Source organism: Streptomyces aurantiacus, assembly GCF_001418335.1.
GTDB lineage: Bacteria > Actinomycetota > Actinomycetes > Streptomycetales > Streptomycetaceae > Streptomyces > Streptomyces aurantiacus.
On record NZ_LIPP01000027.1, the window covers coordinates 15,036 to 28,694 of the forward strand.

9 protein-coding genes are annotated in these 13,659 nt (G+C 68.3%); 6 read left to right on the forward strand and 3 right to left on the reverse strand.

Annotated features, from left to right (window positions below; translation table 11 throughout):
- The first annotated feature begins 62 nt into the window (after positions 1-62).
- Positions 63-1,094 carry an alanine racemase gene (locus AOK01_RS03785; RefSeq protein WP_055508349.1) on the forward strand — a complete coding sequence of 344 codons (1,032 nt, stop codon included), beginning with the start codon at positions 63-65 and terminating at the stop codon, positions 1,092-1,094.
- Between the two features lie 148 nt (positions 1,095-1,242).
- Here the strand turns inward: AOK01_RS03785 and AOK01_RS03790 are convergent, their stop codons facing one another.
- Together AOK01_RS03790 and AOK01_RS03795 are read right to left on the reverse strand one after the other, a co-directional pair.
- Complete coding sequence (locus tag AOK01_RS03790) at positions 1,243-2,760, reverse strand: glycosyltransferase family 87 protein (protein ID WP_055508351.1); 1,518 nt, start codon at positions 2,758-2,760, stop codon at positions 1,243-1,245.
- 177 nt (positions 2,761-2,937) lie between these two features.
- Positions 2,938-5,661, reverse strand: a complete 2,724-nt coding sequence (locus AOK01_RS03795) for a transglycosylase domain-containing protein (protein ID WP_079103145.1) — start codon at positions 5,659-5,661, stop codon at positions 2,938-2,940.
- Between the two features lie 374 nt (positions 5,662-6,035).
- Between AOK01_RS03795 and AOK01_RS03800 the strand changes: the two genes are divergently transcribed.
- The 4 genes from AOK01_RS03800 (at position 6,036) to AOK01_RS03815 (ending at position 9,790) form a co-directional block, all read left to right on the forward strand.
- Positions 6,036-6,719 (forward strand): PadR family transcriptional regulator, encoded by a 684-nt coding sequence (locus AOK01_RS03800; protein ID WP_055508353.1) that lies wholly within the window; start codon positions 6,036-6,038, stop codon positions 6,717-6,719.
- A 44-nt stretch (positions 6,720-6,763) separates the two neighbouring features.
- Positions 6,764-7,846 (forward strand): inositol-3-phosphate synthase, encoded by a 1,083-nt coding sequence (locus AOK01_RS03805; protein ID WP_055508355.1) that lies wholly within the window; start codon positions 6,764-6,766, stop codon positions 7,844-7,846.
- A gap of 77 nt (positions 7,847-7,923) precedes the next feature.
- Positions 7,924-9,189 (forward strand): MFS transporter, encoded by a 1,266-nt coding sequence (locus tag AOK01_RS03810; protein ID WP_055508357.1) that lies wholly within the window; start codon positions 7,924-7,926, stop codon positions 9,187-9,189.
- Between the two features lie 115 nt (positions 9,190-9,304).
- Positions 9,305-9,790 carry an LppU/SCO3897 family protein gene (locus AOK01_RS03815; protein WP_055508359.1) on the forward strand — a complete coding sequence of 162 codons (486 nt, stop codon included), beginning with the start codon at positions 9,305-9,307 and terminating at the stop codon, positions 9,788-9,790.
- Positions 9,791-9,913: 123 nt separating this feature from the next.
- Here the strand turns inward: AOK01_RS03815 and AOK01_RS03820 are convergent, their stop codons facing one another.
- Positions 9,914-11,380 carry a CCA tRNA nucleotidyltransferase gene (locus tag AOK01_RS03820; protein WP_107099719.1) on the reverse strand — a complete coding sequence of 489 codons (1,467 nt, stop codon included), beginning with the start codon at positions 11,378-11,380 and terminating at the stop codon, positions 9,914-9,916.
- Positions 11,381-11,616: 236 nt separating this feature from the next.
- Between AOK01_RS03820 and AOK01_RS03825 the strand changes: the two genes are divergently transcribed.
- The coding region (locus AOK01_RS03825; RefSeq protein ID WP_055508363.1) for a DUF6049 family protein at positions 11,617-13,659 on the forward strand (2,043 nt) is incomplete at its 3' end.

A 13,659-nucleotide genomic window follows, 5' to 3' on the forward strand; every position in this document is an offset into this window, starting at 1 on the left:
CTCAGTACGCACGAATGCACCGCTGATACACCGCTACCACGAGAAAGGTTCCAGGTCCGGCCATGGCGCTCACGCTCTACGTCGACACCGCACGCTGGCGGGCGCACCACAAGCACGTGTCCGAGCAGTTCCCGGGGCTCGTGCCCGTCTGCAAGGGAAACGGCTACGGCTTCGGCCATGAGCGGCTCGCCGACGAGGCCACCCGCCTGGGCTCGGACGTCCTGGCCGTCGGCACGACCTACGAGGCGGCGCGGATCAAGGACTGGTTCGGCGGCGACCTGCTGGTGCTGACGCCGTTCAGAAGGGGCGAGGAGCCCGTACCGCTGCCCGACCGCGTCATCCGCTCCGTCTCCTCCGTCGACGGCGTCTACGGCCTCGTGGGCGCCCGTGTCGTCATCGAGGTGATGTCCTCCATGAAGCGGCACGGCGTGAGCGAGCGGGACCTGCCCCAGTTGCACGCCGCCATAGAGAATGTGCGGCTCGAAGGCTTCGCGATCCACCTGCCCCTGGACCGTACCGACGGCTCGGACGCCGTCGAGGAGGTCATCGGCTGGATGGACCGGCTGCGCGCGGCACGGCTGCCGCTGCACACCATGTTCGTCAGCCATCTCAAGGCCGACGAGCTCGCCCGGCTGCAGCAGCAGTTCCCGCAGACCCGGTTCCGGGCCCGTATCGGCACGCGGCTGTGGCTGGGGGACCACGACGCGACCCAGTACCGCGGGGCCGTCCTGGACGTCTCGCCCGTCGCCAAGGGCGACCGCTTCGGCTACCGCCAGCAGAAGGTCGCCTCGGACGGCTGGCTGGTCGTCGTGGCCGGCGGTACGTCGCACGGGGTGGGCCTGGAGGCCCCCAAGGCCCTGCACGGCGTCATGCCGCGTGCCAAGGGCGTGGCCCGCGCCGGCCTCGCCACGGTCAACCGGAACCTGTCGCCGTTCGTCTGGGGCGGCAAGCAGCGCTGGTTCGCGGAGCCCCCGCACATGCAGGTCTCGATCCTCTTCGTGCCCTCGGACGCTCCCGAGCCGCAGGTCGGCGAGGAGCTGGTGGCCCACCTGCGGCACACCACCACGCAGTTCGACCGCGTCGTCGAGCGCTGACCGCACGGCGCCCGGCCCGGGCCCGCATGTGGGCAGAACACATGCGAAAGGCCGTACACGCAACCCGTGTACGGCCTTTCGCATGCCTCGCCCCCACGCGGGCCGCACTCGCCCGCACGCCGTTCGCGCTCGCCCGCGAACTGTTCGCTCAGAGCGAACGGGGGCTTCTCCCGGCTTCGCCGCCGCTTCCCCACTTCACGACCGGCCCTTCGAAGTGCGCCGCGTGTCGTGGCGGACGGGCCGCGGCGCCCACCACGAAGACGTCCGGAGCGCCGTCCAGCACACCACCCGACGGATCGTCGTCGCCGGAGCGGCGCACCACGTCCCGTTCCGGCATGAGGATGTCGCGCACGATCACGGCACAGAGGTACAGCGTCCCCAGCAGGTGGACCACGACGACCAGGTGGTACCCCTCCTGCGGCAGTCCCTTGTGGGCGTCGCCGCTGGTCGTGTAAGCGAGGTACATCCAGATCCCGAGGAAGTACGCGACCTCGCACGCCTGCCAGATCAGGAAGTCCCGCCACTTGGGGCGGGCCAGCACGGCGAGGGGAACCAGCCACAGTACGTACTGCGGTGAGTAGACCTTGTTGGTGAGGATGAAGGCCGCGACGATCAGGAACGCCAGCTGGGCGAAACGGGGCCGGCGCGGGGCGGTCAGCGCGAGTGCCGCGACGCCCACGCTGGAGACCAGCATCAGCACCGTGGCCAGCGTGTTGACGGTGTCGGTGTCGAGCGGTTCGTCCATGCGCTGGGAGATGACCAGCCAGAAGGAGCCGAAGTCGACTCCGCGTTCCTGGCTGAACGTGTAGAACTTCGACCAGCCGTCGGGCGCCAGCAGCAGGACCGGCAGGTTCACGACGAGCCAGGCGCCGGCGGTGCCGAGCAGGGCCGAGCCGAACTCGCGCCATCTGCCCGCCCGCCAGCACAGTACGAACAGCGGTCCCAGCAGCAGCACGGGGTACAGCTTGGCGGCCGTGGCGAGCCCCAGCAGGACGCCGAAGGCGAGTGGGCGGCTCCGTGCCCACATCAGCATCGCCGCGGCCGTCAGAGCGACCGCCAGCAGGTCCCAGTTGATGGTGGCGGTCAGCGCGTAGGCGGGCGCCAGAGCGACCAGCAGGCCGTCCCAGGGCCGCCTGCGGTGCGTACGGGCCACGCAGACGGCGATGACGGCCGCGCAGGCCATCAGCATCCCGGCGTTGACCATCCAGTAGACCTGCTCCTGGTCCTGGATGCTGCCGCTGCCCGGGGTGAGCCAGGCGGCGACCTCCATGAACACGCCGGTCAGCACCGGGTATTCGAGGTACTCCATGTCGCCTTCGAGCTTGTCGAAGTACGGTACGAGCCCGTCGGCGAAGCCCCGCCCCTGGTAGAGGTGCGGGATGTCCGAGTAGCAGGCATGCGTGTACTGGGAGCTGGCCCCGAAGAACCAGGCACCGTCGTAGCAGGGCAGTTTCTGCACCATGCCGAGGGCGAACACGCCGATCGCGACGAGTGCGACGACCCGCACGGGAGTCCACCAGGACGTCCCGAGCAGCGCACGCCGTCCCAGGGGACCTCCGAACAGTTCACTGCCGGTCGCGGCGACCGGGTCCTCCTTGGTCGGCCGCACCAGATCTGGCTCGTGCACGCTCGCGCGCGTCGTTTCTGCACTGGGCATGCCGCACATCCTGCCGTACGTGTCCGTGAATACGCCGAGGGCGGGCGGGGAGGCCGGCCGCCGCGTTCCCGGGTCGTCCCAACACACCCGACGGCCCGGACATGAGTGGCCGCCACACACAAGTGGTCGCCGACGGAAGCCGGCGACCACATCGCGTACAAAAGACCTCAGGCGACCGGAAGGGCCTCAGCCCGAACCTCCGAGGAAGCCGTTGCCGTTCCCTCTGGTGTTGCTCTCCTCCTCCTCGGATTCGGAGACGGTCGGGCTCGCCCCTCCGTCCGTACCGCCGGAATCGGTCGCACCGGAGTTCGTTCCGCCGTCGTCCTCGCAGTCGAGGCCGAAGGGACCACAGGTGTCACTTGAGGTGGGACTGGGAGACGTCTCGCTCTTCGTCGGCGTGGGACTCGGCGATTCGCTCTCCTCCTCCTCTTCCTGCGTCTCGGTGGCCGTGGGAGTCACGCTCGGGGTCGGAGCGTCGTCGACGACCTCACCGATGGGCTCGGGCGTCGGGAACTTCTCGACCTTCTCGCCCTTGAGCGCCTGCTCCATGTAGTCGTGCCAGATCTCGGACGGGAACGAGGCACCGTGGATCTCCTTCTGGCCACCCGTTCCGTACATCTCCAGGAACTCGCGCTTCTTGTTGGACTCGTCGTCGTCCATGCGGTACATGGAGATCGCGGTCGAGAGCTGCGGGGTGTACCCGACGAACCAGGCGGACTTGTTGCCGTCGGTCGTACCGGTCTTGCCCGCCGCCGGCCGGTTGGTCAGCTTCGCCTTGGTACCGGTGCCCTTGTCCACGACGGTCTTGAGGATGTCGGTGACGTTGTCGGCGACCTGCGCGGTGAAGGCCTGCTTCTCCTTGGCCGCGTTCTCGTGCGAGAAGACCGTGCCGTCCTTGTCGGTGATCTCATCGACCGAGTACGGCTCGTTCTGCTTGCCGCTCGCCGCGAAGGTGGCGTATGCGCCGGCCATGCGGATCGCGCTCGGGTCGGAGGTACCGATCGAGAAGGACGGGAAGCTGGCGCTGGCCAGGCTGCTTTCCTTGATGCCCGCGTCCAGGGCGGACTCCTTGACCTTGTCGAGGCCCACGTCCATGCCGAGCTGGACGTACGCGGAGTTCGCGGAGACCCTCATCGCTTCCCGGAGGTCGATCCGGAAGCTGGGCGCGTTGATGGACTCGTCACCGTCGTTCCGCTGCAGCCACTCCTTGTCGTCCTTGTCGGTCCAGACCGTCCCGTCGTAGTTCTCGATCTTCAGCTTGTTCTTGCCGCTGTAGATGCTCTTGGGGGAGACCTTCTTCCTCTCGTCCTGGGCCTGGTCAGGCTCCAGGTCGGGATCGCGGACACCCCACTTCATGGCAGCGGCGAGGACGAAGGGCTTGAAGGTCGAACCGACCTGGGCACCGGTCTGGTCGGCGTTGTTGGTGAAGTGCTTGGTCGCGTCCACACCGCCGTAGATGGCCTTGATGGCGCCGGTCTCCGGGTCCACCGAGGCTCCGCCGAACTGGACGTGCTTGTCCGTCTTCGGACGCTCTTTCGGCTTGATGTTCTTCTTCTGGACCTTCTTCACAGCGGATTCGAGCTGCTGGACCTTCTTCTTGTCGAAGGTCGTGTGGATCTCGTAGCCGCCGTCCCGGAGCATCTTCTCGGTGATGCCGGTCTTCTCGCTGTTGTTGACGATGTACGCCTTGGCGAGGTCGACCAGGTAACCGACCTGGCCGCCCAGCTGGGCGTTCGACCGCGGGCTCTTGAGCTTGGGGAAGTCGGGGTACTCATTCCGCTTCTCCGCCGTCAGGTGCCCGTCCTTGACCATCTCGCCGAGGATCCACCGCCACCGCGTCTCCGCGCGCTTACGGTTGGCCGCGGGAGTGGCGGCCGGGTCGATCGACTCCGCGCCCGCCGGGTCGTAGTACGTGGCCCCCTTGAGGACCGCCGCCAGGAAGGCGCACTGGCTCGGGTCGAGATCCTTGGCGTCCACGTCGAAGTACGTCCGCGCGGCGGCCTGGATTCCATAGGCGCTGCGGCCGTAGTAGGCCGAGTTCAGGTAGCCGGCCATGATGTCGTCCTTGTCGACATTCGCGCCGACCTTGATCGAGACGAACAGCTCCTTGAACTTGCGGGAGACCGTCTGCGACTGGTCGTCCAGCATCGCGTTCTTCACGTACTGCTGGGTGATCGTGGAGCCGCCCTGGGTGTCGCCGCCCTTGGCCATGTTGAACAGGGCCCGGCCGATACCCACGGGGTCGACGCCCCTGTCGTTCTCGAACGTCTTGTTCTCGGCCGACATGACGGCGTAGCGCATCTCCTTGGGAATCCGGGCGTAGTCGATGATCTGCCGGTTGGTCTCACCACCGGTGGCGACCATCTGTGTGCCGTCGGCCCAGTAGTAGACGTTGTTCTGCGCCTGCGCCGTCTTGGCGACGTCCGGGATGCCCACCAACGCGTACGCGACTCCGGCGATCGTCATCATGCCGCCGAAGAAGCCGACGAACAGTCCCGTCACGAGCTTCCAGGACGGCACCCAACGGGCCGCCCCGTACTTGCCCGCGCGCGGGTAGTCGATGATCCGCTTCTTAGGCGGCACGGACCCGCGCCCACGGCCCCGGCCGGGACCGGTGGGCCCGCCGGGGCCGCCTCGTCGACCGCCACCACCGTGGCCGCCGCCCTGCCCCGCGCCGTCGGCCGCTCTGCGTCGGCCGGCGCCGCTGCTGCTTCTCTGTGCTGCCCGTCGTGCCTCGGCGCGGCTGCCGGACGGGCGTTCCTCACCCCCCGCGCCATAGGAATCGGAAGGTGACTCGGTTGCGCCCTGCGGTGCCGCACGGCGGCCGGAGGACGAGCCGGTCTGACCGCGTCGGGCCGCGGCACGTCCGCCGCCCTGCGGCTGCGGCGTTTTGCGACGGTGCTCGCTCATCGAACGATTACTCCTCGGGCAGGCGCACCTGAGCGCGCCTGGAAACGGCGGCTGGTTTCCGGTCCCCCCGAAGTACGGATGCAGTCGTTTTTACATTCATCCGTACCGCACCGAGGACATGGACGTCCCCAGGCGTCACTCGGTTCCCGGTGGTTTGCATGGCGCACAGACTACGCACCGTCAAAACCCGCCTAGCGCCGAAGTTCACCCCAAACCAGGCAACTTGCTTCCTACGAATCAGTGATGTGACGCCGTTCACCGTGCTCCCTCTTGTCGCAGGGGAAGGAGCGACCTATCGTTCTGATGTATCGAGTCGATACATCAGCTCGGCATAAAGACCGTCTCGGCAGGGCCGCGGCAGAGAGGAGGCGACGATGAGCCGGCGTGCCGGAATCCTTGAGTTCGCCGTCCTCGGCCTGCTCCGTGAGTCCCCGATGCACGGCTATGAGCTGCGCAAACGCCTCAACACGTCGCTGGGTGTGTTCCGTGCGTTCAGCTACGGGACGCTCTACCCCTGCCTCAAGACGCTGGTCGCCAACGGCTGGTTGATCGAGGAACCGGGGAGCTCTCCCGAGGACGCCCTCGCGGCGCCGCTCTCGGGACGTCGCGCCAAGATCGTCTATCGGCTGACCGCCGAAGGTAAGGAACACTTCGAGGAACTTCTCTCGCAGACGGGCCCCGACGCGTACGAGGACGAGCATTTCGCCGCTCGTTTCGCCTTTTTCGGCCAGACGTCACGGGATGTACGGATGCGGGTCCTCGAAGGCCGCCGCAGCCGGCTGGAGGAGCGCCTGGAGAAGATGCGCGCCTCACTGGCGCGCACCCGGGAGCGCCTCGACGACTACACGCTTGAGCTCCAGCGCCACGGAATGGAGTCCGTGGAGCGCGAAGTGCGCTGGCTGAACGAGCTCATCGAGAGCGAGCGGGCGGGACGGGACCATCGGCGTCCCGGACCCGACGGCTCAGCACAGCAGAACAACACATCTGGGGAGTCGGGCGGCCTGCCCCGGCCCGGGGACACCCCCGGGCCGGATCCGTCCGGCGACACTGCCACGTGAAGTCCGCTCAGGGCTTCACCGAGTACACACAGGGAGCAACCGGAATGGGTTCGGTTCGCGTAGCCATCGTCGGCGTGGGCAACTGCGCCGCCTCACTGGTTCAGGGCGTCGAGTACTACAAGGACGCCGACCCGGCGGCCAAGGTGCCGGGTCTGATGCATGTCCAGTTCGGCGAGTACCACGTGGGTGACGTCGAGTTCGTCGCCGCCTTCGACGTCGACGCGAAGAAGGTCGGCCTCGATCTCTCGGATGCCATCGGCGCCAGCGAGAACAACACCATCAAGATCTGCGACGTCCCGAACCGGGGCATCACGGTCCAGCGCGGCCACACCCATGACGGGCTCGGCAAGTACTACCGCGAGACCATCGAGGAGTCCACCGAGGCCCCGGTCGACATCGTCAAGGTCCTCAAGGACAGGCAGGTGGACGTCCTCATCTGCTACCTGCCCGTCGGTTCCGAGGACGCGGCGAAGTTCTACGCCCAGTGCGCCATCGACGCCAAGGTCGCGTTCGTCAACGCCCTGCCGGTCTTCATCGCCGGCACCAAGGAGTGGGCGGACAAGTTCACCGAGGCGGGCGTCCCGATCGTCGGCGACGACATCAAGTCGCAGGTCGGCGCCACCATCACGCACCGTGTGATGGCGAAGCTGTTCGAGGACCGCGGTGTCCGTCTTGAGCGCACCATGCAGCTCAACGTCGGCGGCAACATGGACTTCAAGAACATGCTGGAGCGCGACCGCCTGGAGTCGAAGAAGATCTCGAAGACGCAGGCCGTCACCTCGCAGATCCCCGACCGCGACATGGGCGCGAAGAACGTCCACATCGGTCCCTCGGACTACGTGGCCTGGCTGGACGACCGCAAGTGGGCCTACGTCCGCCTCGAAGGCCGCGCCTTCGGCGACGTCCCGCTGAACCTGGAGTACAAGCTGGAGGTCTGGGACTCCCCGAACTCCGCGGGTGTCATCATCGACGCCCTGCGCGCCGCGAAGATCGCCAAGGACCGCGGCATCGGCGGCCCGATCCTCTCCGCGTCGAGCTACTTCATGAAGTCCCCGCCGGTCCAGTACTTCGACGACGAGGCCTACGACAACGTCGAGAAGTTCATCAAGGGCGAGGTCGAGCGCTGAGGCTCGTCCCGCGCACGGCTGTTGAGGGTCCCCGGGCATCGGCTCGGGGACCCTTTCCCCGTGCGAGGCTGTAACCCATGGCTGTCGTGGGTGACCTGCGCGTACTGCTGCGCCTGCGGAACTTCCGGCGGCTGCTCGCCGTACGGCTGCTGTCACAGGGCGCCGACGGGGTCTACCAGGTCGCGCTCGCCACCTATGTCGTCTTCTCACCCGAGAAGCAGACCTCGGCGGCCGCGATCGCCTCCGCGATGGCGGTCCTGCTTCTCCCGTACTCCCTCGTCGGCCCCTTCGCAGGCGTCCTCCTGGACCGCTGGAGACGCCGCCAGGTCTTTCTGTACGGGAATCTGCTGCGGGCGCTCCTCGCGTCCCTGACGGCCGTCCTGATGCTGAGCGGTGTGCCCGACTGGCTCTTCTACGCGTCCGCGCTGTGCGTGACCGCCGTCAACAGGTTCGTGCTGGCGGGGCTGTCCGCCGCCCTGCCCCGCGTCGTCGACTCCGAGCGCCTGGTGATGGCCAACTCCCTGTCGCCCACGGCCGGCACACTCGCCGCGACCCTCGGCGGCGGCCTCGCCTTCGTCGTACGCCTCGTCGACTCCGACTCCGACGCGGTGGTCGTCCTCGTGGGAGCGGCCCTGTACGTATGCTCCGCGCTCGCCTCGCTGCGACTGGCCCCGGATCTGCTGGGGCCCGACCGGCAGCCGGTGCGGCCACGGCTGAGGACAGCGGTGCTCGGCACCGCACGCGGTCTGACGGCGGGCGTACGCCATCTCGCCGAGCCCGCGCGCCGGGAGGCCGCCTGGGCGCTGGCCGCGATGACGCTGATGCGGTTCTGCTACGGCGCGCTGACGGTCATGGTGCTGATGCTCTGCCGGTACGCCTGGTCGTCCGGCCCCGACGACGAGGGGCTCGCCGTCCTCGGTCTGGCCGTGGGGATCTCCGGAGCAGGCTTCTTCGCCGCGGCCGTGCTGACCCCGTCGGGAGTGCACCGGCTCGGGCCCGGTGGCTGGATCATCGCCTGCGCCGGGTCGGCCGCTGTGCTGGAACCGGCGCTGGGCCTCGCGTTCGCCGAAGTCTCCGTGCTGGTCGCGGCCTTCGTCCTGGGCCTGACCACCCAGGGCGCGAAGATCGCCACGGACACCGTGGTCCAGTCGTCCGTGGACGACGGCTTCCGCGGCCGGATCTTCGCCGTCTACGACGTCCTGTTCAACATCGCCTTCGTGGGTGCCGCGGCGGTGGCCGCCCTGATGCTGCCCCCTGACGGCCGATCCGTGGCGCTTGTGGTCACGGTGGCCGTTATCTACGGGGCAGTTGCTGTGACTATGGCCCGTTTTCGGTTCCGGTAAGTGTCACATCAAAGCCACAGAGACCCTCCGGGCTACAGAGTTGTCAGTGGAGCCAGGTAACTTACGTGCGTCTTATTTCGCGCCACGCGCTCCTACGTTCGAGGGGGACCCCGAAGTGACCACGCCACCGCCACAGGGCCAGAATCCGTTCGCGCAGGGTCAGCCGGCCCCGGGGAACCCCTATGGGCAGCAGCCGCCCCAGGGCAACCCGTACGGGCAGCAGCCTCCGCAGGGCTACCCGCAGCAGCCGAACGCTCCGTACGCCCCGGTCCCGCCCGAGCCGCCGAAGCGCAACCTCAAGAAGTACCTGCGGTTCGCGATCCCCGTCGTCGTCCTCGTGGTCGCCGTCGGCGGCTGGCTGGCGAGCCGCGACGATGCCCAGAGCGCCAAGGTCGGCGACTGCATGAGCATCGGCAACCCGAACAGCACCACCGACCCGGACCTGGAGGTCGTGGACTGCGGCAACTCCAAGGCCGCGTACAAGGTCGAGCAGAAGAAGAGCGACGACTCCGGCTGCGACCGCACCAAGTACGCCGAGTACACCGAGACCGGTAGCGGCAGCGACTTCACCCTCTGCCTGTCGGAGTACTCCTCCAAGTAAGGCCTGCTGAGCCCGCTTACGCGCGAGGGCCGTTGTTTCACGTGAAACAACGGCCCTCGGCATATCCAGCTCCAGCCACTCGGGGTCATGTTTCACGTGAAACATGACCCCGCACGCGTGCTCTCAGCTCTGTTCCGCCCACCACTTCTTCAGGGCCGACACCGCCGCGTCGTATTCCATCGGCCCGTTCTCCAAGCGCAGTTCCATCAGGAACGTGTAGGCCTGACCAATGGCCGGGCCCGGTCCGACACCCAGGACCTCCATGATCTGGTTGCCGTCGAGGTCGGGCCGGATCGCGTCCAGCTCCTCCTGCTCCTGAAGCTGCGCCACTCGCTCCTCCAGGCCGTCGTACGCGCGGGACAGAGCGGTGGCCTTGCGCTTGTTCCGGGTCGTGCAGTCGGAGCGGGTCAGCTTGTGGAGGCGGTCGAGAAGCGGGCCCGCGTCGCGGACGTAGCGGCGGACCGCCGAGTCCGTCCACTCCCCGGTGCCGTAGCCGTGGAAGCGCAGGTGCAGTTCGACCAGGCGCGAGACGTCCTTCACCAGCTCGTTGGAGTACTTGAGCGCGGTCATCCGCTTCTTGGTCATCTTGGCGCCCACCACCTCGTGGTGGTGGAAGGAGACCCGCCCGTCCTCCTCGAAGCGCCGCGTGCGCGGCTTGCCGATGTCGTGCAGCAGCGCGGCCAGGCGCAGGGTGAGGTCCGGGCCGTCCTCCTCCAGCGCCATCGCCTGCTCCAGGACGATCAGCGAGTGGTCGTAGACGTCCTTGTGCCGGTGGTGCTCGTCCCGCTCCAGACGCAGCGCGGGCAGCTCGGGCAGCACACGGTCGGCAAGGCCCGTGTCGACGAGCAGCGTCAGCCCCTTGCGCGGGTACGCGGAGAGGATCAGCTTGTTCAGCTCGTCGCGCACCCGCTCCGCCGAGACGATCTCGATGCGGTCGGCCATGGCCTTCATCGCCGCGACGACGTCCGGCGCCACCTCGAAGTCGAGCTGCGCCCCGAAGCGCGCGGCCCGCATCATCCGCAGCGGGTCGTCGGAGAAGGACGACTCAGGGGTGCCCGGCGTCCGCAGCACCCGGGCGGCGAGATCGCCGAGCCCGCCGTGCGGATCGATGAACTCCTTCTCGGGAAGCGCCACGGCCATCGCGTTCACCGTGAAGTCACGGCGCACCAGGTCGTCCTCGATGGAGTCCCCGTAGGACACCTCGGGCTTGCGCGAGGTCCGGTCGTAGGCCTCCGAGCGGTACGTCGTCACCTCGATCTGAAAGCTCTGATCGACGTCTCCGACGCGGGCGTCCTTCTGCGCCCCCACGGTGCCGAAGGCAATCCCGACCTCCCACAGGGAATCCGCCCAGGGCCGCATGATCTTCAGTACGTCCTCGGGGCGGGCGTCGGTCGTGAAGTCCAGGTCGTTGCCGAGCCGGCCGAGGAGGGCGTCCCGGACCGAGCCGCCGACGAGGGCCAGTGAGAACCCGGCCTCCTGAAATCGGCGGGCGAGCTCGTCGGCGACGGGGGACACCCGCAGCAGCTCGCTCACCGCGCGGCTCTGCACCTGGCTCAGTGCACTGGAACTGTCTTCGTTGGCTTTCGACACAACAGAAAAGGGTACGTGGCCCCGACGCCCCCGTGCGCCTTCATTAAACGTGCACGGGCGTCTCCCTTCTTCTACGCGGGGATACCACCGCAGATACGCCCACATAGAGGGACAGCGGCGTCTCTTCTCCCGATCTTGTGGAGCGGACCGCGGCACTTACCCCCGGCAGGCATCGTTACCATGCGTGGACGCACATTCCGACGACCACTGAACGACGACGAGGGACGGGCGAGCGCGTGGCCGAGGCGGCAGACTTCCAGGGGACCCGTCCCTCACCTGCCCGCCGGTGGCTGCGGCGCACGGGAGCACTGCTCGCCGGAGCGCCTCTGCTCGCCGGCGTCCTGCAACTACCCGCACCTTCGGCGTCGTACGCCTCCGAGGCCGGCATCGCGGCCGAGGTCACCGGGTCTCGTACGGTCGACGTCTCCCTGAACTCGCTCAGCCCCAGCGTTCCCTCCGACGGCGACACGCTCACCGTGTCCGGCACGATCGTCAACAAGGGCAAGCAGGCGATCACCGCCGCGCACGTGGGTCTGCGGGTGGGTCCGACGCTGAACGGCCGCTCGGCGATCGACGACGCCGCGAAGAACAACCCGTACGCGGGCACGGAAGTCGGCGGCAAGTACGTGACGAAGTTCGCGAGGCTGGCGCCGGGCGTCCCGCAGACGTTCAGCATCTCCGTACCCGTCGACAAGCTGGACCTCGGCTCCGACGGCGTCTACCAGCTCGGTGTCACGCTCACCGGCCGGACCACCGCCGCGCCGTACGAACAGATCCTCGGCATCGAGCGGACGTTCCTGCCGTGGCAGCCGGAGGCCGCGGACACGAAGACCCGGACGACGTACCTCTGGCCGCTCATCTCGACCTCCCACATGACGGCCGAGACGGGTTCGAACGAGCAGCAGACGCCCGTCTTCGCCGACGACGACGCCCTGGCCGCCGAGATCTCCCCCGGCGGCCGCCTGGAGCGGCTCCTCGGCCTCGGCAAGGACCTCGACGTCACCTGGGTCGTCGACCCGGACCTGCTGGCCTCCGTCGACGCGATGACGCGCAGCTACCGCGTCCAGGTGAACGGCTCCAGCACGACGACCACGGCCGGCACGCACCAGGCGGTGGCCAAGCAGTGGCTCGGCGAGCTGGAGGCGGCGGTCGAGAACGAGGAAGTCGTCGCTCTCCCCTTCGCCGACCCGGACCTGGCGTCGCTCGCTCACAACGGCACCCCTGTGACCGGTTCGCTGAGCCACCTCAAGGACGCCAGTACCGTCGCCGCGACGACCGTGGAGTCGATCCTCCACGTGACGCCCGACACCGACTACGCGTGGCCGGTGGACGGCGCGATCGACCCGTCGATCGTCAAGGTCGCGACCTCGGCCGGCGCCGGCACCGTGCTCACCCGCAGCGACAGCCTGGAGGAGGGCGGCGCTCTGCCGTACACGCCCTCGGCGGCGCGGCCGATCGGCGGCGGTGTCACCGCGGTCGTCGCGGACGCCCGGATGTCCAAGGCGTTCCAGGGCGACATGACGGTGGCCGGCAACTCCACGCTCGCCGTGCAGCGGTTCCTCGCCCAGAGCCTGATGCTCACCCTCCAGGTCCCCGACAAGCAGCGCAGCGTCGTGGTGGCCCCGCAGCGCCTGCCGACCGCCGGGCAGGCCCAGACGATGGCACAGGCACTGACCGCGCTCCAGGGCGGCAACTGGTCGCAGTCGGCTGAGCTGTCCGCGGCCACCAAGGCCAAGCCGGACGCGGGCGCCACCACCCGGGTCCCGTCGGCGTCCTCGTACCCCTCCTCGCTGCGCAAGCAGGAGCTGCCGCAGACGGCCTTCGTGCAGATCGAGGGCACGCAGCGGAAACTCGACAGCTTCCAGGTGGTCCTCTCGGACAAGTCCCGTGTGGTCACCCCCTTCGGACGGGCCATGGACCGGTCGATGTCCGCCTCCTGGCGCGGCCGTGCCACGGAGGCGATGGGATACCGCAACGGTGTCGAGCGGTACCTCATCGGACTCACCGAGGGCGTCGGACTGATCGACAAGTCCGAGGCGAAACTCTCGGGCCGCAGCGCCACGATCCCGGTCACCGTGCAGAACAACCTCGTGCAGGGCGTCGACCACCTGGTGCTGCGTCTGACGTCCACGCAGCCGAGCCGCCTCAGCATCGGTGACGGTGCCTATGAGGAGCAGCCGGTCTCGGTCGCGGGCGGGCACAGCCAGTCGGTGAAGTTCACCACCAACGCCCACGCCAACGGCCGCTCCGCGGTGGTCGCCCAGCTGTTCACCGAGGAC

Coding starts and splice junctions, on each gene's coding strand:
- AOK01_RS03785 (WP_055508349.1), top strand. CDS start 63: ATGGCGCTCACGCTCTACGTCGACACCGCACGCTGGCGGGCGCACCAC.
- AOK01_RS03790 (WP_055508351.1), bottom strand. CDS start 2,760: ATGTGCGGCATGCCCAGTGCAGAAACGACGCGCGCGAGCGTGCACGAG.
- AOK01_RS03795 (WP_079103145.1), bottom strand. CDS start 5,661: ATGAGCGAGCACCGTCGCAAAACGCCGCAGCCGCAGGGCGGCGGACGT.
- AOK01_RS03800 (WP_055508353.1), top strand. CDS start 6,036: ATGAGCCGGCGTGCCGGAATCCTTGAGTTCGCCGTCCTCGGCCTGCTC.
- AOK01_RS03805 (WP_055508355.1), top strand. CDS start 6,764: ATGGGTTCGGTTCGCGTAGCCATCGTCGGCGTGGGCAACTGCGCCGCC.
- AOK01_RS03810 (WP_055508357.1), top strand. CDS start 7,924: ATGGCTGTCGTGGGTGACCTGCGCGTACTGCTGCGCCTGCGGAACTTC.